Below are 20640 nucleotides of genomic sequence, written 5' to 3'. Positions count from 1 at the left end.
GGGTATCAATGGTAAAATTCGACATGGGCGCGGCGTGGGACGACACGCTGCAGCTTTTGAAATCGCATACGGCGCTGGTCGGGACGATCGCGGGTGTGTTTCTGTTTCTGCCTGCGCTCGCCGTCGCATGGTTCGGGCCGCTGCCGATCGAGCCCGCGGCGGGTGCCGATTTCAATCAGGTCATGGAAAGTTTTCGCGAAAACTTTCGCCAGATGATCCCGGGACAATTGGCTATCGCGCTCTGCACGCTCATCGGCACGGCCGGAATCCTGCGGCTGTGGCTGTCGCGGACCGGCACCAGCGTTGGCGAAGCGCTGACCTTCGCGCTCACCGTCTTCCCGACCATGGTGGCGATCCAGATCCTGTGCGGTTTCGCGATCGGCTTTGGCTTCATCCTGCTGATCGTCCCTGGCCTTTATCTTGTCGGGCGTCTCGCGCTGGTGGCGCCCGCCGTCGCCGATCGCGGCCTCTTCAATCCGTTCGAGGCGATCCGCGCGAGCTGGGACCTCACGCGGAACAATGGCTGGGCAATCTTCTTCTTCCTGTTCCTCGTCGCGCTCGTGATCGTGATCGCGGCGCTGATCGTCGGCGGCGTCGTTTCGGTCATCGCCGGGTCCGAGCCGGGATTCGGGCGGATGGTCGGCGGCTTTATCGAGGCCGCGTTCGGCGCAGCCGGCAGCCTGGCGTCGGTCGCGGTGTCGGCCGCCGCCTATCGCCAGCTTGCGCTCCGAACGTCGTCCGATGTGTTTCAATGATGCGGACCGCCGCCAATAATATGATGTGTCGCAAACGGGACGAGGCCGTCCGGCTTTGTCCCACCTTGGGTGGAGTGTAAGAATCTGGTTTGAAAACAGGGGGAAGTGACATGATGAAAATGAGTATCGGTGCGGCCTTTTCGGAAACCTTCGCGTTTCTGAAGGCCAATTGGCAGCAAATGCTATTGTGGGTCGGTGGCGCTCTGGTCGTCGTCGGCTTGCTCGGCTTTCTTTTCCTCGGTTCGACATTTTCGGCGATGGCGATGGCACCGAACGACCCGTCGCTCATTCTCGGTGCCTTTGGCAAGATCGCGGTGTTCGCGCTGCTCGCCGCCGTCATCTTTTACGGCGTGTCGATGCTGATCTGGCGCGGCGGCATGCATCCCGGCGAAGCGCCCAATTTTCCCTGGGCGTTCCAGGCCGGGCCGGCGCTGGCCTTCGGCATGGTCGTCGTCATGATTGCCGCCTATATCCTGATCTTCATCGTCATGTTCATCCTGACGCTGATTTTCGGCGCGGCGCTTGGCGGAATGGGCGGATTGTCGCCCGGCGCGCTGGAATCGGGCGCGGTGGGCGGAGGAGCGATCTTCCTGATGATCATCCTCTATATCGCGGTCATCGTCTTCATGCTGTGGGTGCAGGGCCGCTTCATGGTGGCCGGTCCCGTGATGGCCGATCGCCTGACGCGCAATCCGATGACGGGACTCACCGAATCGTGGCGGCTGACCGGACCGTCGCAGTGGACGATCGTCGGCTTCTATCTGCTCTTCACGATCGCCATATTCATCTATGCGCTGATCGCCGGGATGATCTTTGGCGGCATTCTTGGCGCGATCATGGGCGGATCGGTCGTCGGCGCGATCCTGACGATGATCGTCATGGCCGCGGTGGTCTATCTGCCGATCATCATGATCTCGTTCTCGATGCCGGTCGGGGTGTATCGCGCCATCGCGCCGCGCGCATCGGGCGATGTCTTCGCCTGATCGACGGTACAGGGCAATGGAAAGGGCGCCGCCGGAAACGGAGGCGCCCTTTCTATGTCAGCTCCATTTGGCGAGCGGCGGCAGGCTCATCAGGATTGCGTCGATATTGCCGCCGGTCTTGAGCCCGAACAGGGTGCCGCGATCGTAGACGAGGTTGAATTCGGCATAGCGCCCGCGCCAGATCAGCTGCGCCTCGCGCTCGGCGTCGGTGTAGGGCAGCCCCATCCGGCGGCGGACGATCTGCGGGAAGATGTCAAGAAAAGCCTCTCCGACCGCCTGCGTCAGCTGGAAATTGCGGTCGAACTCGGCATCGTCGCCGCATTCGAGATGATCGTAAAAAATCCCGCCGACCCCGCGATGGACGCCGCGATGCGGGATATAGAAATAATCTTCGGCCCATTTGGCATAGCGTTCATAGACGTCGGGACCGAAAGGCGCGCACGCGGCGCGCAGGCGCGCGTGAAAGGCGTCGGTGTCCTCGGCATATTCGATCGGCGGGTTCAAATCGGCGCCGCCGCCGAACCAGCGCTTCGTCGTCGCAAGGAAGCGGGTATTCATATGGACGGCGGGGACGTGGGGGTTCGCCATATGCGCGACGAGGCTGATTCCCGTGGCGAAAAAGCTCGGATCCTCGCCCGCGCCGTGAATCGATGCGGCGAAATCGGGCGCGAACTGTCCGCCGACGGTCGAGACGTTGACGCCGACCTTTTCGAAAACGGTCCCGGTCATCACGCCTCGCACCCCGCCGCCGCCTTCGCCTGCCTCCAGCCCGTCGGCCTCGCGGTCCCACGGCGTATAGGCAAAGCGCGCGTCGCTGCCGGCCTCGGCTTCGATCGCCTCGAATTCGGCGCAGATCCGGTCGCGGAGCGATTCGAACCAGGTGCGGGCCGTCTGTTGCTGCGGGTCGAGCGAGATCATGCCGGAAAGCCTTTCGTTTGCCTGAGCGCTTCGGCGAGCGCGATGCCAGCCGCGACCGCGACATTCAAGGAGCGAAAGCCGGTCTGCATCGGAATTGCGACCCGCGCCGCCACCGCATCATGGACATGGGGCGGCACGCCCGAGGATTCGGCGCCGAGCAGCAAGACGTCGTCGGGCCGGAATGCGAAGGCGGGCAGGGGTGTCGCGCCCGCCGTCGTCAGCAGCACAAGGCGCCCTCCGGCCTCCGCGCTCCACGCGCAAAAGCCCGTCCAGTCGGCGTGACGCCGCACATTGGCCCTGACGGCATAGTCCATCCCGGCGCGTTTCAGCGCACCGTCGGAAAAGGGAAAGCCGCACGGCTCGATGATATGCGCGGGCACACCGAAGCAGGCCGCGGTACGCAAGGTCGTGCCGACATTGCCCGCGATATCCGGCTGAAACAGGGCGATTTCCATAAACAGCCCATAGCCGCGGGCGTGCGTTGAATCGAGAGGTCTTCGCCCGGCGACTTGGTACAGTGCGAGAAGCGGAAATTGCCTGTTGGCAAGCCCGGACAGTGCGGCTATCAGGCCCGCAATTCCCGGAGGGGCCGCCGGGTTGTGCGCTTTCGTGCGCGTGCAACAGGGACGGCCAGAACTTCGAGAGCTTTTATAGTTCACCCATGCAAGGGCAGTCGAATGGCCAGTGAATCTGAACTCAACGCCGGTATCGAGGATGGCGTACGCCGCCGGGATTTCATCAATATTGCGGCGGTGAGTTTCGCTGGTGTCGGTGCGGTCGCCGTGGTGCTGCCGCTGGTCAACCAGATGAACCCGTCGGCCGACGTCCTCGCGCTGTCGACGACCGAAATCGACATCTCGGCGATCCAGCCCGGCCAGGCGATCAAGACCAGCTGGCGCAAGCAGCCGGTGTTCGTGCGCAACCTCGTCGCCAAGGAAATCGCCGAAGCGAAGGCGGTGCCGCTCGGCGACCTGCGCGATCCCGAAACGATCGACCAGCGCACCAAGCCCGGCAAGGAAAACTGGCTGATCACCCTGGGCGTCTGCACCCATCTGGGCTGCGTGCCGCTCGGCGCCGCCGAGGGCGAGAACAAAGGCGATTTTGGCGGCTATTTCTGCCCGTGCCACGGTTCGCATTATGACACCGCGGCACGCATCCGTAAGGGCCCGGCACCCAAGAATCTGGTTGTGCCGCCCTATGAATTCAACAGCGACACCGTCGTGACGATCGGCTGAGGAGCGAGATAAGATGAGCTTTCCCTGGGCCAAACCCTATGAACCGACGCATCCGCTGATGAAGTGGATGGACGAGAAGCTGCCGATTCCGCGCCTCGTCTATAATGCCACGGGCCCCGGATATCCGGTCCCGCGCAACCTCAACTATTTCTGGAACTTCGGCGTCCTCGCCGGCGCCGCGCTGATGATCCAGATCATCACCGGTATCGTTCTGGCGATGCACTATGCCGCCAATGCGGGCGTCGCGTTCAATTCGGTCGAGCATATCATGCGCGACGTGAACGCCGGCTGGTTCATCCGCTATGCGCATATGAACGGCGCGAGCATGTTCTTCATCGTCGTCTATCTGCACATCTTCCGCGGTCTTTATTACGGTTCGTACAAGGCGCCGCGCGAAATGGTGTGGCTGCTCGGCGTCGTGATCTTCCTCCTGATGATGGCGACCGCTTTCATGGGTTATGTGCTGCCTTGGGGCCAGATGAGCTTCTGGGGTGCGCAGGTGATCACCGGCTTCTTCTCGGCGATTCCGATCGTCGGCGAGCCGGTGCGCCAGTGGCTGCTCGGCGGCTTCGTCCCCGACAACGCGACGCTCAACCGTTTCTTCTCGCTGCACTATCTGCTGCCGTTCGTGATCCTGGGTGTCATCATCCTGCACATCTGGGCGCTGCACATCCCGGGTTCGTCGAACCCGACGGGCATCGAGGTGAAGGACGAACAGGACACCGTCCCGTTCCACCCCTATTACACTGCGAAGGATGGCGTCGGCGTCGGTGTCTTCCTGCTGATTTTCGTCGCGCTGACCTTCTTCAGCCCGAACATGCTCGGCCACGCCGATAACTATATCCCGGCGAACTCGCTTTCGACCCCGGCGCACATCGTTCCCGAATGGTATTTCCTGCCCTTCTACGCGATCCTGAAGGCCTTCACCTTCAACTTCCTGTGGATCGACGCGAAGCTGTGGGGCGTCATCGCGATGTTCGGTTCGATTGCGCTGCTGTTCTTCCTGCCCTGGCTCGACAGCTCGCCGATCAAGTCGTCGAACTATCGTCCGCTGTACCGCTGGTTCTTCTGGATCCTGGTCGCCGACGTGCTTCTGCTCGGCTGGTGCGGTATGCAGCCGGCGGAACAGCCGTGGGTGATCCTCAGCCAGATCGGCGCGATCTATTATTTCGCTCACTTCCTGGTGATCCTGCCGATCGTGTCGCGGATCGAACGCCCGCTTCCGATGCCGAATTCGATCACCGAAGCGGTCCTCGCCAAACACGCCACCGACACCTCGTCGGCTTCGGCAACGGCCTGAGCGCCGGACTTTAATAGGAGCTGATACAGCCATGGTTCGTCCGCTCGGTTTTCTCGTCGGTCTCGGTTTCATTACCGCGCTGGTGCTCGCGATTTTCACGACGCCGCTCAGCAATGAAGTCAATGTCGCGCACGAGTTTCACAAACACCCCCGGCATCTGAAGCTGGCCAGCGATGGCATCGTTCTGCCGCATTGGGACAAGGCGCAGTTGCAGCGCGGGATGCAGGTCTACAAAGAGGTCTGCTCGGCCTGCCACAGCCTCCATCTTGTCGCGTTTCGCGATATTGCGGACCTCGGCTACACCGATGGTCAGATCAAGACCTTCGCCAAGGGCTTCCAGGTTCCGTCGGTCAACCCCGACACCGGCGAGCCGGCGACGCGCGATGGTCTCTCGTCGGATTACTTCCCGTCGCCCTATGCGAACGACGTCGCTGCACGCGCTGCGAACAATAATGCGCTGCCGCCAGACCTGTCGCTGATCACCAAGGCGCGCGAAGGCGGCAAGGATTATATCTATTCGCTGCTGACCGGGTTCCAGAATCCGCCGAAGAACCTGCCCAAGGAACTTCAGCCGAGCACGGGATTACACTACAACCCCTATTTCGCGAACCTCAACCTCGCGATGGCGCCGCCGCTGGCCCCCAATCAGGTGACATATGCGGATGGCACCAAGGCAACCGTCGACCAGATGGCGAAGGACGTCACGGCATTCCTCGTCTGGACCGCCGAGCCGAAGCTGATCAAGCGCATCCAGGTGGGTTATGCAGTGTTCTTCTTCCTGCTGATCTTCACCGTGCTGACCTATCTGTCGTACCGGAACATCTGGGCCGACAAGAAGCATTGAGGACATAGGGGAGGGCGACCCGTTCGATGATCGCCCTCCCGCCTCAGCCCGACCTCGACCTTGCGTCGCTGGTCCGCACTATCCCCGACTTTCCCAAGCCGGGTATTCAGTTCCGCGATATCACTACGCTGATCGGCGACGCCGCCGGTTTTGCCGAAAGTGTGCGCCGCCTGAGCGCTCTGGCCGCCGTCCATCGGCCCGACTTCATCGTCGCGGTCGAGGCGCGCGGCTTTTTGTTCGGCGCCGCGATGGCCACCGCAATGGGGCTGGGCCTCGTCCCGGTGCGCAAGGCCGGCAAACTGCCCGGCGTCACCATCGGCGTCGATTATGAACTCGAATATGGCGTCGACCGGCTGGAACTGCACGAAGGCGCGGTTTTGCCGGGGCATCGCGTCGTCCTTGTCGACGACCTGCTCGCGACCGGCGGTACGATCCTCGCCACCGCCGCGTTGATGCGCAATGTCGGGGCAGAGGTCGCCGCGGCGCTGTTCGTGATCGACCTGCCCGACCTCGGCGGGTCGCAGCGGCTGGAGGCTGCGGGCCTCACCTGTGAGACGCTGATCGCCTTCGACGGCGACTAGTCAGAATCTTTCGTCGCAAGGGCGATGGCCTCAACCTCGATGCGAAATCCGAAGTGGAGCGGCCCGGTGGGGACTACGCTCCGCGATGGCCGCGTCGATCCGAAAAATCGGCCATAGACCTCGTCCAGTTCGTCCCAGTCGGCGATGTCGCTGAGATAGACTGTCGTCTTGATCACCTGTGCCAGGTCGACTCCGGCGTCTTGAAGAACGGTCTTCAGGTTCTGGAGCGTTTGCTCGACCTGATCCGGGAACGGCGCGTCGGCCAATGACGTATCGCGGCCAGGACGCAGCGGCAGTTGGCCGGACACGAAGATAAGGCCTCCGCCGATGGTAAAGGGTGAATAATGCGGGCCGCTGGCAGGCTGCGATGTCATGTCGTCGATCTCCCTGACGGCTGCGTCGGCATAATAACATCCCGGCAAAGAAAAAGCCCGCGCCGAAGCGCGGGCTATCGCCCCCGTGGCAAACGGGTTGTGCTTAGAAGGGAACCCAATTCTGCTTCTTGCGGAACTTCATATAGCCGACGTTGGCGCCGAGCCGCGCGCCGACACCGACGCGGATCGGGATCAGCACGACGTCGCCCCGGCGCAGGTAGCTCGCGTTGAAGCCGCCGATCAGATAGGCGGCGCCCTCGCCCGCGGGATAGCGCTTGTAGAGATCTTCGCTGTCGAAGAGGTTGTAGACGAGGACGAAGGTGTTGCCGGCGTTGGCGCCCGCGTCGAAGCCAATCGAAGGTCCGGTCCAGTAAGCGGGCAATTCGCCCTCGATCTTGTGATGGAGCGTTCCCGAACCGTAACGCACGCCGAGCACGAGCGCGCCGCCGGCTTCGCGGCCGATGATATAGGCGTTGGGTTCGCCCTGCTTTTTCAAAATATCCTCGATCAAGCCGGCAAGGCCCTGTGCCCCCTTGCCGAATACCCCCTCGGCCGCGCCGATCAGATCGTCCTTTTTATAGGTCGAGCCCGGCGCGGCGGTGACGGTTGCCGCCGAAGCATCGTCGCTGGTCGCGATGCCATCGACGGGCGTATCGCTCGTCTGCTGGTCGCCGGTAGCAAGGTCGCTGTCGTACGACGTGCCGGCGGTCGAATCGCTCGACGTCGGAGGCGGCGGGGGATTGTTGAGGTCGGCATCGATCGACGTGCTGTTGGGATCGACTTCGCGCATTTGCGCCGCCGCGGGAAGCGGAGTCAGCGCGAGGCCGAGCGATGCCATTGCTGCCAGGGCAAGGCTGGTGAACGTTTTCCGCATATTGGACCCCCAAAAATCGAACGGCACAAGCGCGCCGAAATCTGTTTCAATCATGACTCGCTTTGGCCGTCGAGCAATGAACGGGCGATGACCTGAGTCGAAATTACGCCAGACCGAATCATTCCGGCGACGAAATGCCTGCCGCGACCGCAAAAATGCACAATCTTTGCCGTTGCGGGGCGCGAGGTGCATGGCTATAGCGACCCGCCTAGGCCAACTGTCGTTAGCGCGGCAGGCCATGCGGAGACGTGGGTGAGTGGCTGAAACCAACGGTTTGCTAAACCGTCGTGCTGTGAATGCGGCACCGAGGGTTCGAATCCCTCCGTCTCCGCCACTACTCTTTTCGACCGACGAAAATTCCGGGCCATCGGCGCCCGGAGCCGGGCGTCTCGTAGCCCAAAAGCCGGAATAGTTATTGTAATTGCGAATCGTTCTCGATAATGGCGGTGCGTCCTTACGGTAGAACTTTCCCACATGCATGCACCCACTCCCTCGCGACCGGCGACCAAGAAGAGCCGGAAAGCCTTTTGGCTGAAGCAGCTCCACATGTGGCACTGGATGAGCTCGGCAGTCAGCCTGATCGGCCTGCTGCTGTTCGCGATCACCGGCTTCACGCTCAACCATGCCGCCGATATCGAGGGATCGCCGGTGATCACGCAGAAATCGGCGCAAATGCCGCCGGCGCTGCTCACGCGGCTGAAGGCGGGGGTCCCCGACGCCGAAAAGGCGCCGCTACCCCCCGCCATCGCCGAATGGGTCGAGCAAAGCTTTCCCGTCAAGGCATCGAGCGTGGCGGAGTGGTCGGCGGATGAAGTCTATCTTCCCGCGCCGCGTCCCGGCGGCGACGCGTGGGTCGCGATCGACCTTGCGACCGGGGAGGCGTCGAGCGAGATCACCAGCCGCGGCTGGATTTCCTATCTGAACGATCTCCACAAGGGCCGTAATTCGGGCGGCGAATGGAGCCTGTTCATCGATATATTCGCTTTCGCCTGCCTCGTCTTCGCATTCACCGGCCTGTTCCTGCTCCAGCTTCATTCGGCGAAGCGCAAGAGCACCTGGCCGCTGGTCGGGCTGGGACTCGCGATCCCGGCCGCCATCGCCGTCATCTTCATTCATTAGGGAGACCCTTCATGCAGCTTTCCACCCCCGCGCGCTTCCTGGGCGGCACGATCGGGCTCGGTGCCGTGCTCGGCGCGCCCGCGTTCGCTGCCGACCTCGGCACGATGGATGTGACGATCAACATTCCGCGCCTGAAGGTTGCCGAATATCACAAACCCTATGTCGCGATCTGGGTGGAGAAAGCGGGGGCAAAGGCCAAGACCGTCGCGGTCTGGTACGATTATGACATGAAGGCGAACGAGGGCACCAAATGGCTGCGTGACGTGCGCCAGTGGTGGCGCGCCGCAGGCCGCTCGATGACCTTCCCCGCGAACGGCATCACCGGCGCGACGCGCGCGCCCGGCGCGCACAAGGTGTCTTTCTCGCGCGCGCAGCTCGGCGCCGCGGCGCCCGGCCAGTATAGCTTGATAATCGAGGCAGCGCGCGAAGTCGGCGGGCGGGAAATTCTGCGCATTCCCTTCACCTGGCCGGCGAAGGCCGGGGCAGGCGGACGCGCTGCTGGAACGACTGAACTGGGCGCCGTGTCGGTCGCCTTCCGCTGAACTTGAAAAAGAAGGACAGGACTATGAAAAAGCGAATTTGGGGTTTCGCCGCGACGGCCGCACTTGCGGCACTCGTCGCCGTTCCGGCCTCCGCGCATCGCCAGTGGATGATGCCGTCTGCCACCGTGCTGTCCGGCGACGATGTCTGGGTCACCGTCGACGCGGCGGTGTCGAACGATCTCTTCTATTTCGAGCATCAGCCGATGCGCCTCGACGCGCTCAAGGCCTGGGCGCCCGACGGCACCGAGGCGACGATCGAGAACAAGTCGACGGGACGGTATCGCAGCACGTTCGACGTCCATCTGACGCAGAAGGGCACGTGGCGGATCGCCTCGGTCGCCGACGGCGTGATGGGCAGCTATGCTTTGGGCGGCAAGACCGAGCGCCTGCCGCGCGGAACCACCACCGCGAACCTCGCCGAGCGCATTCCCGCCGGCGCGACCAATGTGAAGACCGCCGAATCGAACAATCGCAACGAGATTTTCGTGACCGTCGGTGAACCGACGGGCACGCTATTCAAGCCGACGGGCAAGGGCATCGAGCTGGTTCCCGTTACGCATCCGAACGACCTGATCTCGGGCGAGGCGGCGACCTTCCAGTTCCTGCTCGACGGCCAGCCCGCAGCGGGCCTGCCGGTTACCGTGATCCCCGGCGGTATCCGCTATCGCGACCAGCTCGGCCAGATCGACCTTAAGACCGGCGCCGACGGCAAGGTCGAGATCAACTGGGCCGAACCCGGCCTGTACTGGCTGAATGTCACGACGCCGCAGACCGAACGCGAAGAGGGCGCTCCCGAACCCGCGACGCCGCAGCGCCGCGCGAGCTATGTCACGACGCTGGAAGTGCTGGCACCCTGACCGACCGCATCCTGATCCCCCACGCGTTGACGCCCGCCGCGTTTGCCGGGCGCGATGCGGGGGCGGTCATCGAAAGCTTCGCCGGGACGAGCATGGGAACAGGCTGGTCGCTGCAGGCGGTGTCGCCGCCCGCGGGGACGACCGAAGGCGTCCAGGCGGCGCTCGACCTGGTTGTGGCGCAGATGAGCCAGTGGGACGACGGATCGGACCTCGCGCGCTTCAATCGCGCCGCGCCGGGCGCGTGGCACGATATCCCCGCCGAGTTCGCTGACGTCATACAGGCGGCGCTCGCAATAGCGCAGGCGAGCGCCGGGGCTTTCGATCCGGGGCTGGGCCGCCTGACCGAAGCCTGGGGTTTCGGCCGCGCCGGACCCGTCGATCAGGCCCCCAAAGATGATCCCGCCGCGGACCGCACCGTCGATTTCGATCCGGCGGCCCGCCGCGTCCGGCGCGGCGAGGGCGCCGCGCTTGATCTGTCGGGAATTGCCAAGGGCTATGGCGTCGATCTCGCGGCGGAATGGCTGCTGGCCGACGGCTTACGCCATTTCCTGCTCGAAGTCGGCGGCGAGCTGCGCGGCGAGGGGATTCGCCCCGACGGCCAGCCCTGGTGGGTCGATGTCGAGATGCCGCCGACATCGTCGATCCTGCCCTGGCGGATCGCGCTTCACGATTTGTCGGTCGCGACATCGGGCAATTATCGCCGTGGCTTTGTGGCTGACGGAACCCATTATACCCACAGCTTCGATCCAAAGACCGGACGCCCGATCGTCAACGGCGTCGCGTCGGTGACGGTGATTCATCGCAGTTGTATGCACGCCGACGGCTGGGCGACCGCGTTGACGGTTCTGGGGGCGGAGGCCGCGATCGCGCTCGCCGACGAACAGCGGCTCGCCGCCTGCGTCGTTGCAGGCGACCGCGAATATCTGTCGCGCGCCTGGCGCGAAATGCTGGGCTAGCTGTCGGCCCAGCGGCGCAAGAGGTTGTGATATGTCCCGGTCAGGCGCACGACCGTCGGATCGCCCTGGCCGAGCGCGGCCGCCGCGCCTTGCACGCCCATATCAAGGTCGAACAGCAGGTTGCGCTGCCCCTGATCGCGGACCATCGACTGGATCCACATAAAACTCGCGACGCGCGCGCCCGACGTCACCGGTTCGACGCGGTGAACGGTGGTCGACGGGTACAGGACCATATGCCCGGCGGGCGGTTTCAGGCCGGGCGCGTCGGTAAAGCCCTCGACGACCAAGCCGCCGCCCTCATAGCTGTCGGGATCGGCAAGGAAGAGCGTCGCCGACAGGTCGCTTCGTATCCGGAAATCGCTGCCGCGGCGCATGCGGATCGCATTGTCGATATGGTCGCCGAAATTTTCGCCGCCGGCATAGCGATTGAAATAGGGCGGATAGATTTTGAGCGGCAGCGCCGCTGCGATGAACAAGGGACTGCGGCCGAGCGCGTCGAGCACGAAGCGCCCCGCGTCTGCGGCGGCTTCGCCAAATTCGGGAAGCTGCTGGTTGCGTTTGGCGAGCGCGGCCTGCGGACCCGATGTCTCGTTGCCGTCGATCCAGTCGGCGGCGTCGAGAATCGACCGGAGCTTTGCGACACCTTCGGCGTCGAGCACGTCGGGAATGATGCGGATCATGCGCCGCTTCTAGGCCGAAAAGGGCGGGAACGGCAATCGCCGCGCCCGCCCGGTTGATCAGAAGTTGTAGAAGAGGCTGAACACCGCCGAGCGCGCGTCGCCGGGGGTTGCCCAGCCACCCGAAACGGCGCCAGTCGTCGCGTTCACATTGTTTCGGACGCCGGTATAATAATCTTCGTTCGTCAGGTTGCTGACGTTCAACTGCGCGACCAGCCCATTCTTGAAGTCATACGACACGAACGCGCGGTGGATCAGATAATCGTCGACCATAAACTGCGTCCGCTGCGCCAGATTGCGCTGGTTGGTGGCGAACTTGCCCTGATAGGTCAGGCCGTAACCAACCTGGAGCCCGAACGGAAAGGCATAGGTGGTGAACAGGCTGCCCGAATGCTTCGGCGTCTGGATCAACCGGTCGCCGCGTTGCGGATCGGGGATCGCGGCATTGTTGGGGCAGCCCGTCGCCCCCGGCGTGGCGAGGCAGAAGTCCGATACGCTCTGCCGCACTTCGCTGTCGAGATAGGTATAATTCGCAAAGATCGCCCATTCGGGCGTCACGTTGCCGCTGATGCCCAGCGCGACGCCATCGACGCGCGACTTGCCGTCGAGCACCTGCAGCGAATTGGGCTGCGCCGGATCGTTAGACGGGGTACGGAAGTTGGAGCGCTCGTTGCGGAACAGCGCTGCGGTCAGCAACAGCTTCTTGTCGAACAGCTCGGCCTTCGCCCCGATCTCGTATGTGCGCGCCTTTTCGGGCGCGACGGCGCATGGATCGGCGGCGCCCGGCGCCGTCGGCAGGCCGCAGCCCGCGCGGACGGTCGCCGAGGTCGGCGTCTTGGCATTGCCATAGGCCGCATAGAGGCTGACATTCTCGATCGGGTGGAAAACCGCGCCGACGCGATAGGAGAAGAGATTCTCGTCGCTCGTCTGATCGACGCCGCGCGTATAGACCGCCCCGGTCGCTGGCGTCGTCACCGTATCGGCGCGGAAGATGGTCCGTACGCTTTCATAACGAACCCCTGCGTTCAGTTCGAACATCGGCGAGATTTCAAGCGTGTCGAACGCATAAACGGCAAGGTTGCGCGTGTCGCCATAGCTGTTGCCGGTGCGGACATAATTGACCGGACCGGTCCACACGGTGTTCGGGTTCGACAGGCTGATCGGCGGCTGGGCGGGGTTGGGCAAGGCGCCGCCGGGATTGCGCAGCAACTGCGCATTCTCGATCGAATAATCTTCCTGTGTATAGGACGCGCCGATGACGAGGGTGTTGAACAGGCCGCCCTTGGCGCCATTGACAACCGTCAGATCGGTCTGGTTGTGGATCAGGTCGTTGACCTGGTCGCGGACAAGACCGCGCGGTCCGGCGGGATAGTAGAAACCGGGGGTGTTTTGACCGGCGGGGCAGGCGGTGCCGACGGTCGCATTGGCGCTGCCGCCGATCGGCTGCACGCCGCTTGCAAGGCAGAAAACACCCTGCGGGGCGCTGGTCTGGCTATATTGGTGGACGCGCTGCCAGCGGGTCAGGTTGCGGATCGAGACATTGTCGCTGAACGCGTGGCGGAAGGTCGCGGTCAGGCGGTCGACCTTCGTCTTCTGCTCGTCGAGGTTGACGATGCCGAAATAATCGCTGTCGTCGACGCCGGCCAGCGGCCCGTCGTTCACGCCGCTCAGGAAGAAGGGGACGCCATAGATCGGCGTATTGTCGTCGTCCTGATGGATATAGGCGAGCGTCAGGCTGGTGTCGCTTTCGACGCCGATCGTGATCGACGGTGCGACGCCCCAGCGCTGGTACGATTCGACATCGCGGCCCGGGACGTCGTTCTCATGATACATCGCATTCAGACGCACGGCGATCAAATCGTTCAGACGCCAGTTGCTGTCGACCGATGCCCGATAATAATTGTCGGTGCCGACCGCCGCCTGCACCGTCGTCGCGTTGCGCGCGAAGGGGATTTTGCTGACGAGGTTGATCGTGCCGCCGACGCTGCCCGATCCGTTAAAGACCGAGTTCGCGCCGTTATAGACTTCGATCTGCTGCAGGTTGAAGGGGTCGGTGCGGCTGTACTGCGCGCTGTCGCGCACCCCGTCCACGGTCAGGTCGTTGTTCGCCGAATAGCCGCGCAGGTTGATAGAGTCGCCATAACCGCCGCCGCCTTCACCCGCGCCAAAGGTGATGCCGGGGATTGTCGCGAGCGCATCGCGAAGCGTCAGCAGGTTCTGCTGGCGAATCTGTTCCTGCGACACGACGGTGACCGTCTGTGGCGTGTCGACGAGCGGTGCCGTCGATTTGGGCGATTCCACCTCGGTAGCGAGCGTGCCGCTGACGACGATGTCGCTGCGGCTGCCGGGCGCGTCCTGCGCCGCGTCGCCTTCTGCGGCGAAGGCCGGCGCGCTGATCAGGCTGCCCACGCAGGAGAGTGCGAGGAATGAGGCGGATGTCGATGGCTTCACGTAAACCCCCTGTTTTTTGATTGGTTCGGAGGCGCCGCTATTGAGAGTCGGTTGCAAAGTCAATTAATATTGCGAATCGTTCGCGATACTGTCGCAATATCTCTCGTTTATGCGCAACGATCGAGAAGTTGCTCCTATCGCCGCCGCTCGAGCCACCAACTTTGCCGCCAGCCATATTGGCTGGCGATGGGCCCCCCAAAGGCGTCGGTCGCAGGCTTGAACCGGAAACGGTCCTCGATCAGCTCGCACGTCGTCCTGTCCAGCGAAGCATCTCCGCTCGACCGCGTTACGCGGCATCCGCTGACCCTGCCGCTCGGCTCGATCGTGAATCGCACCTCGACCTCGCCGCCGGCCTTGAGCCGGCTCGCTTCGCGGGGATAGTCGCGGTCGCGGATCGTGCCGCTTCGCCATATGGCTTTGGTCCCACCACCCGTTCCGCTGCCCGTGCCGCCGGCGCCGGTCCCATCGCCGCGGCCACCTGCCCCCGATCCGGGACCCGGATTCGGCGTCGCGCCGGCCGACGAGGCATGGCCAGCGCCCGGATTGGGGGCCATCGCGACCGGCGGGACGATAGGGGGAAGTTTGGGGGGCGGTGCTGCGACCGCCGTGGCCTTGGCATGTCGATTGGCTGCCGACGTCTTGCCGCTGGCCTTCTCGCTCGGCGTCTTCGACGGCACAACCTGTTCGCGCGGGGGCGGGGCCGGGACGGCAACCGCGGTGATGGCTTCGCCGACCTTGCGTACGACGCCGAGATCGAGGCCGCTTGCGAGGCCGAGGCCGATCGCGAGGACCGCGGTCAGCGCCGCGCCACCCGACAAGGCTTTCTGTCGCCCCGAAATCTGCCCCGTATAGGCCATCGTGTCGCCCTTTATCGCGCACGCAGGTGCGCAACCGGCGTCGGGTTTAGAGGAATTCGTCTAGCGTGGACATGAACCGGTCGAACTGGTCGTGGTGCAGCCAATGGCCCGCATTTTCGAATTCGATGACCTTTGCGTTCTTAAAATGGACGAGCCGCCCGTCTCCCTCCGGATTCGAGGCCCAGCTGTTCGCGCCATAGAGCAAAAGCGTAGGGCAGGAGATTGCGTTCCACAGCGCCGCGATATCATCCTGTGGCATGTCGAAGGCAGGCCAGACGTTCAGATAATTGTCGAACTTCCAGCTCCAGGTCCCATCCTCGTTCCGGCTGATGCCGTGGATCGTCAGGTGGCGCGCCTGAACCTCGGTGAGATAGCTGTTCTCGCCCATCATGCGGGCCAGCGCGTCCTCAAGCGTCGCATAGCGGCGCGGGGTGCGCCCAGCCGCCTGGCGCTTGTCGTCGATCCATTTGCGAAAGCGTTCGGCGTAACCCGTTTTCGCGCGTTCGGCGATGACCTTGGGCGAGGGGCCAAGCCCCTCGATCGCGACGAGCTTGCGGACGTTTTCCGGATAGAGGCCCGTATAACGCAGCGCGATATTGCCCCCCATCGAGTGCGCGACGATCGACAGCGGGCCAAGGTCGAGCTGGTGGATCAACTGTGCGAGGTCATAGACAAACGTGTCCATCGCGTAATTGCCGTCGGGAGACCATGCGCTGTCGCCATGGCCGCGCAGATCGGGCGCAATGATATGATAGCGGTCGCGCAGCTTTTCGGCGACCCAGTCCCAGTTCCGGCAATGGTCGCGGCCGCCGTGGACGAGCAGCAGCGGTGGCGCCCCGCGATTGCCCCAGTCGACATAATGCAGCTTCAGCCGCTGCGAGATGAAACTGTTCGAGGTGGGGCCGGCACTTGCCATCGGATCATCCTTGCTGTCTGTTCCAGTTTCAAAAGGCGACTGGTTTCGATCCGTCAACCCCGCATCGATGCCATCGACGAATAGAGACGCGCAAGGGAGAGAAACATGACGACATTCCGCGATAATCTGCTGGCCGGCAAGACCGCTTTCGTCGCCGGCGGCACCAGCGGCATCAACCTTGGCATCGCCAAGCGCTTTGCCGAATTGGGCGCAAAGGTTGCGGTTGCGGGGCGCGATCCGGACAAGGCGGCGCGTGCGGCGGCGGACATCGGTGAGGGCGCGCTCGGCCTGTCGGGCGACGTCCGCGATTATGCGGCGATCCGCGGCGTGATGGAGCGGGTTGCGGGCGAACTGGGTCCGATGGACATTGTCATCTCGGGCGCGGCGGGCAATTTCCTGGCGCCCGCGCTCGGCATGTCGGCAAATGCGTTCCGCACCGTGGTCGATATCGACCTCAACGGTACCTTCAACGTATTCCGTGGCTGTCATGATCTGCTCAACCGACCGGGCGCGTCGCTCATCGCGATCACGGCGGGGCAGGCGGTCAATGCGTCGGCATTGCAGGTCCATGCCTGTGCCGCGAAGGCGGGAATCAACCAGCTGATTCGCGTCCTCGCGCTCGAATGGGGCCCCGAGGTGCGGGTGAACGGCATCTCGCCAGGGCCGATCGCCGACACCGAGGGGATGAAGCGGCTCGCCCCCGATGCCGAGACCCGGCAGGCGCACTATGACCGGATCGCGATGAAACGCTGGGGCAAGGTCGAGGAGGTTGCCGAATCGGCGGTGTTCCTGTGCTCGCCGGCGGCGGGATATATCACCGGCACGATCCTCGACTGCGACGGCGGGAGCCAGATCGGCGATGCGTCGCGCGGCGACGTGGCACGGGGGATGGCCTGAACGGCGCCGACGACGCCCGACGATGAAAGCAAAAACGCCGCCAACCCTATAGGGTGGCGGCGTTTTTAATGGTGGGCGTGGCAAGGATTGAACTTGCGACCCCTGCGATGTCAACACAGTGCTCTACCACTGAGCTACACGCCCATCCCTTGGGGTGACGCGGCCCCTAATATCCCCGACGCGGCTTGGCAAGCCCTTCGCGCGAGGTCATGTCGTTATTGTTGGCTCGACCGGTCGGCGCGGCCGAACAGATTGTCGACTTCGCGCACCAGATCCTTGAGGTGAAACGGCTTCGACAGCAGCTTTGCCTGCGGCACATTCTCCTCGGCGCGGAGCGATACCGCCGCAAAGCCGGTGATGAACATGACCTGCGTCTGCGGTGCGACCTTTGCCGTGTGCTGCGCGAGTTCGATCCCGTCCATTTCGGGCATGACGATGTCCGACAGCAAAAGGTCGAAGGTTCCCGAATCGATATAGGGTACGGCGGCGGTGCCGCGGTCGACCGCAGTGACGTGATAGCCGGCACTGGTCAGCGCCCGTGCCAGATACTCGCGCATCACGTCATCGTCTTCGGCCAGCAAAATACGAATCATGCTGAAAACAATCCTCTGGTCCTTCGATGCGGCCGGTTCCGCTCGGCTGCACCCTCTGAAAGCCCCGCATAGCATCATAGATTTAACAAATTGACGCGGGCGCTGGATTTGTCCCGCTTTTTTTGCCACCCATATTTCATGCGATCCCGCACCATCCCGCCCACGGCCATCGCTGTCAACCGGCCTGCGGTGGCGGGCCCGGTCATTGTGTCGGTGCCGCACGCGGGGCGCATCTATCCGCCGGAAATCCTGGCGGCAGCGCGGGTGGATCAGGCGCAACTCGAACGGCTGGAGGATAGCTGGTGCGATCTGATCGCGGCCGGAGCCGCCGATGCGGGCGCAACGGTCGTTCAGGCCGTGTGGGCCCGCGCGGTCGCCGACCTCAACCGTGCCGAGGGTCAAATGGCGCCCGGGGAAGTCGCTTTGCCGCTCCGGACGCAATTTTCGGCACCCGGGCGCAAGGAGCGTGCGGGGCTGGGCGTCGTGCCAACGCGGCTCGCGGATTGCGGTCCGCTGTGGAAACGGCCGATCGACCACGCGGGGCTGCACTGGCGGCTGGAATCCTTCCATCGACCCTATCACACCGCGCTGGCCGATGCGCTGGCCGCTGCCCGCAGTCGGTTCGGCCACGCAATTTTGATCGACCTGCATTCGATGCCGCCGATTCCTCCGGGGCAGCCGGGGTACGGCGCTCGAATCGTCGTCGGGGATCGCTTTGGCGCGACGTCGGGCGAATGGCTGGTCGATCGGGTGACCGGGGCGGCGGAGCGATTGGGCGAGCCCGTGTCGCGCAATCAGCCTTATGCCGGCGGCCATATCGTCCGGACGCATGGCCGGCCCGGCGATGCCATCCACGCGGTGCAGATCGAGATCGACCGCACGCTTTACGTAACGTCCGATCGTTTGCCCGATACGCAGCGCATCGCGCGGCTTTCGCGCTGGTTCTCAGAATTGGTGAGGGAGGTTGGACAGGCGCGGCCCGAGGCCGACATATTTCCACAAGCCGCTGAATAAAAAACCACCTCGTACCGAAGTACGAGGTGGCCAGGGTCCAGGGAGGACGCGTCCGCGTCAATGCTGACGGGACACTCACCGCGATGGAAAGGGGGAAAACCATGGCGGCGTAAGACGAATTTAGGATGTTGTGCGCCGACTTACAAGAAGAGACGGTGCAGAATCTGCAATTTGCAAGAAATTGGTCGGGGAGAGAGGATTCGAACCTCCGGCCCCTGCCTCCCGAAGACAGTGCTCTACCAGGCTGAGCTACTCCCCGACCGATCTGCGCGCCGACCTGGGTCGCCGCGAAGGCAGGGCGGTCCTCTAGACGTGCAATCTGGGAACTTCAAGCGCCAATCGGCACATCGGACAGGATTGCCCGAACTACAGCATTTCGCCAGTTCGAAAGCTGAAATGGCCCTGCTCGACGAAAATCAGATGATCGACCAGATCGATGTCGATGGTCCGCAAGAAAAGCGCGGCATCGTGGGTCGCGTCGATGTCGGCGTCGCTGGGCCAGGCGACGCCGGACGGATGGTTATGGGCCATGACGACGGTTACGATTCCGCCGCCCAGAAAGGCGCGCCAGCATTGCGGCGGGATGACGCATCGCCCGGCATCGTCACCATCGACGCGTTCCAACCGAACGAGACGGTCGAAGGCGTCGAATCCGGCGAGAAGCAGCGTCTCTCGTTCGTTATCAAACATCGGGCGTAGCAGCTGGCGCGCCACCGCATCCTCGGATCGGGATGGCACAAATCCGGCCAGCGCCGAAGGTTCCGGCGTTTGGCCCACGGGTTCAGACAGGGTCATTCATGCCCCCATGCGCGCCCTGCCAACGATTCCCAACGCCCGACTGCCCCGCATCGGAGGCTTTGTGGCGTCGCTCCTGTTGGTCCCTTGTCCGCCGACGACGCGGAGCCTAGCAATGAGAAGGCGAAGCCGGGAGAATGTCTTGTCTGATTCCATCCATTATGAACTTCAATATCTCGACCTGATGCGCCGTATCTGGGTGGAAGGCGACGAGCGCGTCGACCGCACAGGGGTCGGTACGCGCTCGCTGTTCGGCGAGACGATGCGATTCTCACTGAAAGACGACGCGATCCCATTGCTCACGACGAAGCGCGTCTATTGGAAAACGGCGCTCCGCGAGTTGCTGTGGTTCCTGACGGGCAACACCAATATCCAGCCGCTTGTGGCGCAGGGGGTCAAAATCTGGACCGACTGGCCGCTCGAAAAATATCGCCGCGAGACCGGCGATCATATGGCCGCGCAGGATTTCGAGGCGCGGATAGTCGCAGATGACGAATTCGCCGCGAGGTGGGGCGATCTCGGCCCGGTCTATGGCCATCAGTGGGTGAACTGGCCGCGATACGAGCTCGCGGGTGAAGGACTCTTTCGCCGCGCCGAACAAGGGTACAACCAGATTGCGGCGTTGATCGATTCGCTCCGGACCAATCCGGGGTCGCGGCGGCATATCTTTACCGGCTGGAACGTCGCCGACCTCGATCGCATGGCGCTGCCGCCATGCCATATGACCTATCAGTTCCATGTCCGCAGCGACGGCGGGCTGTCGTGCCTGCTGTTCCAGCGTTCGTGCGACCTTGGCCTCGGTTTTGCCTTCAACATTTTCGAAGCGGCGCTGCTGACGCGCCTAATTGCACAGCAATGCGACCTTCATGCACACGAACTGGTGTGGACGGGCGGCGATGTGCACCTCTACCTCAATCACGCGGACCTGGTCGAACAACAGTTGTCGCGTGTGCCCGAAGGAAGCCCAAAGCTGCGTATCCTGCGGCGGCCCGACAGCGTTTTTGACTATGAGTTCGAGGATTTCGCGGTCGAGGATTATGCACCGCAAACGCATATTTCCGCGCCTGTCGCGGTCTGACGGCTGGCGTTGCATTCGTATGGC

The 20640-nt window shown here is 63.5% G+C and carries 23 protein-coding genes and 3 tRNA genes; 14 read left to right on the top strand and 12 right to left on the bottom strand.

The annotated features are described in order from the left end of the window. Nucleotides 1-8: 8 nt before the first annotated feature. Both AC3A43_RS06315 and AC3A43_RS06310 read left to right on the top strand, forming a co-directional pair. Complete coding sequence (locus AC3A43_RS06315; protein WP_487791663.1) at nucleotides 9-755, top strand: hypothetical protein; 747 nt, start codon at nucleotides 9-11, stop codon at nucleotides 753-755. A 110-nt stretch (nucleotides 756-865) separates the two neighbouring features. Continuing rightward, nucleotides 866-1738: a hypothetical protein gene (locus tag AC3A43_RS06310; protein ID WP_487791662.1), complete on the top strand. Its 873-nt coding sequence runs from the start codon at nucleotides 866-868 to the stop codon at nucleotides 1736-1738. A 57-nt stretch (nucleotides 1739-1795) separates the two neighbouring features. On the opposite strand, the gene hemF is transcribed toward AC3A43_RS06310, so the two are convergent. Next, on the bottom strand, nucleotides 1796-2656 hold the full coding sequence (gene hemF, locus AC3A43_RS06305; RefSeq protein ID WP_487791661.1) for an oxygen-dependent coproporphyrinogen oxidase: 861 nt from the start codon (nucleotides 2654-2656) through the stop codon (nucleotides 1796-1798). Continuing rightward, a complete protein-coding gene (locus AC3A43_RS06300) occupies nucleotides 2653-3111 on the bottom strand; it encodes a tRNA (cytidine(34)-2'-O)-methyltransferase (RefSeq protein ID WP_487791660.1) in 459 nt (152 codons plus the stop codon). The genes hemF and AC3A43_RS06300 overlap by 4 nt, the downstream gene beginning before the upstream one ends. 222 nt (nucleotides 3112-3333) lie before the next feature. On the opposite strand from AC3A43_RS06300, the gene petA reads away from it, so the two are divergent. Genes petA through AC3A43_RS06280 form a run of 4 tightly spaced genes read left to right on the top strand, consistent with a single transcriptional unit; the run spans nucleotide 3334 to nucleotide 6616 of the window. Continuing rightward, nucleotides 3334-3891 (top strand): ubiquinol-cytochrome c reductase iron-sulfur subunit, encoded by a 558-nt coding sequence (petA, locus tag AC3A43_RS06295; RefSeq protein WP_325539002.1) that lies wholly within the window; start codon nucleotides 3334-3336, stop codon nucleotides 3889-3891. 13 nt (nucleotides 3892-3904) lie between these two features. After that, nucleotides 3905-5191 (top strand): cytochrome b, encoded by a 1287-nt coding sequence (locus AC3A43_RS06290; protein WP_487791659.1) that lies wholly within the window; start codon nucleotides 3905-3907, stop codon nucleotides 5189-5191. 31 nt (nucleotides 5192-5222) lie between these two features. Next, on the top strand, nucleotides 5223-6035 hold the full coding sequence (locus tag AC3A43_RS06285; protein ID WP_487791658.1) for a cytochrome c1: 813 nt from the start codon (nucleotides 5223-5225) through the stop codon (nucleotides 6033-6035). Between the two features lie 26 nt (nucleotides 6036-6061). Continuing rightward, nucleotides 6062-6616: an adenine phosphoribosyltransferase gene (locus AC3A43_RS06280; RefSeq protein ID WP_487791657.1), complete on the top strand. Its 555-nt coding sequence runs from the start codon at nucleotides 6062-6064 to the stop codon at nucleotides 6614-6616. Here the strand turns inward: AC3A43_RS06280 and AC3A43_RS06275 are convergent. Then, on the bottom strand, nucleotides 6613-6990 hold the full coding sequence (locus AC3A43_RS06275) for a RidA family protein (RefSeq protein WP_487791656.1): 378 nt from the start codon (nucleotides 6988-6990) through the stop codon (nucleotides 6613-6615). The genes AC3A43_RS06280 and AC3A43_RS06275 overlap by 4 nt on opposite strands. A 103-nt stretch (nucleotides 6991-7093) precedes the next feature. Next, nucleotides 7094-7864: a DUF1134 domain-containing protein gene (locus tag AC3A43_RS06270; protein WP_487791655.1), complete on the bottom strand. Its 771-nt coding sequence runs from the start codon at nucleotides 7862-7864 to the stop codon at nucleotides 7094-7096. A gap of 242 nt (nucleotides 7865-8106) precedes the next feature. Between AC3A43_RS06270 and AC3A43_RS06265 the strand changes: the two genes are divergently transcribed. The 5 genes from AC3A43_RS06265 to AC3A43_RS06245 all read left to right on the top strand — a co-directional run bounded on the left by AC3A43_RS06265 (nucleotide 8107) and on the right by AC3A43_RS06245 (nucleotide 11338). Continuing rightward, nucleotides 8107-8198: transfer RNA gene (locus AC3A43_RS06265), tRNA-Ser, on the top strand. 140 nt (nucleotides 8199-8338) lie between these two features. Continuing rightward, on the top strand, nucleotides 8339-8983 hold the full coding sequence (locus tag AC3A43_RS06260) for a PepSY-associated TM helix domain-containing protein (RefSeq protein WP_487791654.1): 645 nt from the start codon (nucleotides 8339-8341) through the stop codon (nucleotides 8981-8983). Nucleotides 8984-8994: 11 nt separating this feature from the next. Next, nucleotides 8995-9525, top strand: a complete 531-nt coding sequence (locus AC3A43_RS06255) for a DUF2271 domain-containing protein (protein WP_487791653.1) — start codon at nucleotides 8995-8997, stop codon at nucleotides 9523-9525. Nucleotides 9526-9548: 23 nt separating this feature from the next. Continuing rightward, nucleotides 9549-10382, top strand: coding sequence for a DUF4198 domain-containing protein (locus AC3A43_RS06250; protein ID WP_487791652.1), 834 nt, complete (start codon nucleotides 9549-9551; stop codon nucleotides 10380-10382). A 26-nt stretch (nucleotides 10383-10408) separates the two neighbouring features. After that, the gene (locus tag AC3A43_RS06245; protein ID WP_487791651.1) at nucleotides 10409-11338 is read left to right on the top strand and encodes an FAD:protein FMN transferase; all 930 of its coding nucleotides are present in this window, start codon (nucleotides 10409-10411) and stop codon (nucleotides 11336-11338) included. Here AC3A43_RS06245 and AC3A43_RS06240 read toward each other — a convergent pair. The 4 genes from AC3A43_RS06240 to AC3A43_RS06225 all read right to left on the bottom strand — a co-directional run bounded on the left by AC3A43_RS06240 (nucleotide 11335) and on the right by AC3A43_RS06225 (nucleotide 16239). Next, a complete protein-coding gene (locus tag AC3A43_RS06240; RefSeq protein WP_487791650.1) occupies nucleotides 11335-12018 on the bottom strand; it encodes a Fe2+-dependent dioxygenase in 684 nt (227 codons plus the stop codon). The two genes, AC3A43_RS06245 and AC3A43_RS06240, sit on opposite strands and share 4 nt — an antisense overlap. A gap of 57 nt (nucleotides 12019-12075) precedes the next feature. Then, nucleotides 12076-14466, bottom strand: coding sequence for a TonB-dependent receptor (locus AC3A43_RS06235; protein WP_487791649.1), 2391 nt, complete (start codon nucleotides 14464-14466; stop codon nucleotides 12076-12078). 134 nt (nucleotides 14467-14600) lie between these two features. Continuing rightward, nucleotides 14601-15323 carry an energy transducer TonB gene (locus tag AC3A43_RS06230; RefSeq protein WP_487791648.1) on the bottom strand — a complete coding sequence of 241 codons (723 nt, stop codon included), beginning with the start codon at nucleotides 15321-15323 and terminating at the stop codon, nucleotides 14601-14603. A 46-nt stretch (nucleotides 15324-15369) separates the two neighbouring features. Next, nucleotides 15370-16239: an alpha/beta fold hydrolase gene (locus tag AC3A43_RS06225; protein ID WP_487791647.1), complete on the bottom strand. Its 870-nt coding sequence runs from the start codon at nucleotides 16237-16239 to the stop codon at nucleotides 15370-15372. A gap of 105 nt (nucleotides 16240-16344) precedes the next feature. On the opposite strand from AC3A43_RS06225, the gene AC3A43_RS06220 reads away from it, so the two are divergent. Further along, nucleotides 16345-17136, top strand: coding sequence for an SDR family oxidoreductase (locus AC3A43_RS06220; protein WP_487791646.1), 792 nt, complete (start codon nucleotides 16345-16347; stop codon nucleotides 17134-17136). Between the two features lie 69 nt (nucleotides 17137-17205). Here the strand turns inward: AC3A43_RS06220 and AC3A43_RS06215 are convergent. Then, nucleotides 17206-17280: transfer RNA gene (locus AC3A43_RS06215), tRNA-Val, on the bottom strand. Between the two features lie 71 nt (nucleotides 17281-17351). After that, the gene (gene cpdR, locus AC3A43_RS06210; protein WP_088442230.1) at nucleotides 17352-17729 is read right to left on the bottom strand and encodes a cell cycle two-component system response regulator CpdR; all 378 of its coding nucleotides are present in this window, start codon (nucleotides 17727-17729) and stop codon (nucleotides 17352-17354) included. Nucleotides 17730-17918: 189 nt separating this feature from the next. On the opposite strand from cpdR, the gene AC3A43_RS06205 reads away from it, so the two are divergent. Then, the gene (locus AC3A43_RS06205; RefSeq protein ID WP_487791645.1) at nucleotides 17919-18743 is read left to right on the top strand and encodes an N-formylglutamate amidohydrolase; all 825 of its coding nucleotides are present in this window, start codon (nucleotides 17919-17921) and stop codon (nucleotides 18741-18743) included. 182 nt (nucleotides 18744-18925) lie between these two features. Here AC3A43_RS06205 and AC3A43_RS06200 read toward each other — a convergent pair. Both AC3A43_RS06200 and AC3A43_RS06195 read right to left on the bottom strand, forming a co-directional pair. Further along, nucleotides 18926-19002: transfer RNA gene (locus AC3A43_RS06200), tRNA-Pro, on the bottom strand. A 107-nt stretch (nucleotides 19003-19109) separates the two neighbouring features. Next, nucleotides 19110-19433 carry a JAB domain-containing protein gene (locus tag AC3A43_RS06195; protein WP_487792032.1) on the bottom strand — a complete coding sequence of 108 codons (324 nt, stop codon included), beginning with the start codon at nucleotides 19431-19433 and terminating at the stop codon, nucleotides 19110-19112. A gap of 220 nt (nucleotides 19434-19653) precedes the next feature. Between AC3A43_RS06195 and thyA the strand changes: the two genes are divergently transcribed. Continuing rightward, entirely contained in the window at nucleotides 19654-20616 is a 963-nt protein-coding gene (thyA, locus tag AC3A43_RS06190; protein ID WP_487791644.1) for a thymidylate synthase, read from the top strand. Nucleotides 20617-20640 lie beyond the last annotated feature (24 nt).

This window comes from Sphingopyxis sp. Soil_C_28 (assembly GCF_057657055.1).
Note: the sequence above shows the minus strand (reverse complement) of the source record. Positions and strands in the feature narration are given on the sequence as shown.

Excerpts from the sequence above, each read along its gene's own strand:
- AC3A43_RS06315 (WP_487791663.1), top strand. The coding sequence starts at position 9 with ATGGTAAAATTCGACATGGGCGCGGCGTGGGACGACACGCTGCAGCTT.
- AC3A43_RS06310 (WP_487791662.1), top strand. The coding sequence starts at position 866 with ATGATGAAAATGAGTATCGGTGCGGCCTTTTCGGAAACCTTCGCGTTT.
- hemF (WP_487791661.1), bottom strand. The coding sequence starts at position 2,656 with ATGATCTCGCTCGACCCGCAGCAACAGACGGCCCGCACCTGGTTCGAA.
- AC3A43_RS06300 (WP_487791660.1), bottom strand. The coding sequence starts at position 3,111 with ATGGAAATCGCCCTGTTTCAGCCGGATATCGCGGGCAATGTCGGCACG.
- petA (WP_325539002.1), top strand. The coding sequence starts at position 3,334 with ATGGCCAGTGAATCTGAACTCAACGCCGGTATCGAGGATGGCGTACGC.
- AC3A43_RS06290 (WP_487791659.1), top strand. The coding sequence starts at position 3,905 with ATGAGCTTTCCCTGGGCCAAACCCTATGAACCGACGCATCCGCTGATG.
- AC3A43_RS06285 (WP_487791658.1), top strand. The coding sequence starts at position 5,223 with ATGGTTCGTCCGCTCGGTTTTCTCGTCGGTCTCGGTTTCATTACCGCG.
- AC3A43_RS06280 (WP_487791657.1), top strand. The coding sequence starts at position 6,062 with ATGATCGCCCTCCCGCCTCAGCCCGACCTCGACCTTGCGTCGCTGGTC.
- AC3A43_RS06275 (WP_487791656.1), bottom strand. The coding sequence starts at position 6,990 with ATGACATCGCAGCCTGCCAGCGGCCCGCATTATTCACCCTTTACCATC.
- AC3A43_RS06270 (WP_487791655.1), bottom strand. The coding sequence starts at position 7,864 with ATGCGGAAAACGTTCACCAGCCTTGCCCTGGCAGCAATGGCATCGCTC.
- AC3A43_RS06260 (WP_487791654.1), top strand. The coding sequence starts at position 8,339 with ATGCATGCACCCACTCCCTCGCGACCGGCGACCAAGAAGAGCCGGAAA.
- AC3A43_RS06255 (WP_487791653.1), top strand. The coding sequence starts at position 8,995 with ATGCAGCTTTCCACCCCCGCGCGCTTCCTGGGCGGCACGATCGGGCTC.
- AC3A43_RS06250 (WP_487791652.1), top strand. The coding sequence starts at position 9,549 with ATGAAAAAGCGAATTTGGGGTTTCGCCGCGACGGCCGCACTTGCGGCA.
- AC3A43_RS06240 (WP_487791650.1), bottom strand. The coding sequence starts at position 12,018 with ATGATCCGCATCATTCCCGACGTGCTCGACGCCGAAGGTGTCGCAAAG.
- AC3A43_RS06230 (WP_487791648.1), bottom strand. The coding sequence starts at position 15,323 with ATGGCCTATACGGGGCAGATTTCGGGGCGACAGAAAGCCTTGTCGGGT.
- AC3A43_RS06225 (WP_487791647.1), bottom strand. The coding sequence starts at position 16,239 with ATGGCAAGTGCCGGCCCCACCTCGAACAGTTTCATCTCGCAGCGGCTG.
- AC3A43_RS06220 (WP_487791646.1), top strand. The coding sequence starts at position 16,345 with ATGACGACATTCCGCGATAATCTGCTGGCCGGCAAGACCGCTTTCGTC.
- cpdR (WP_088442230.1), bottom strand. The coding sequence starts at position 17,729 with ATGATTCGTATTTTGCTGGCCGAAGACGATGACGTGATGCGCGAGTAT.
- AC3A43_RS06195 (WP_487792032.1), bottom strand. The coding sequence starts at position 19,433 with ATGTTTGATAACGAACGAGAGACGCTGCTTCTCGCCGGATTCGACGCC.
- thyA (WP_487791644.1), top strand. The coding sequence starts at position 19,654 with ATGAGAAGGCGAAGCCGGGAGAATGTCTTGTCTGATTCCATCCATTAT.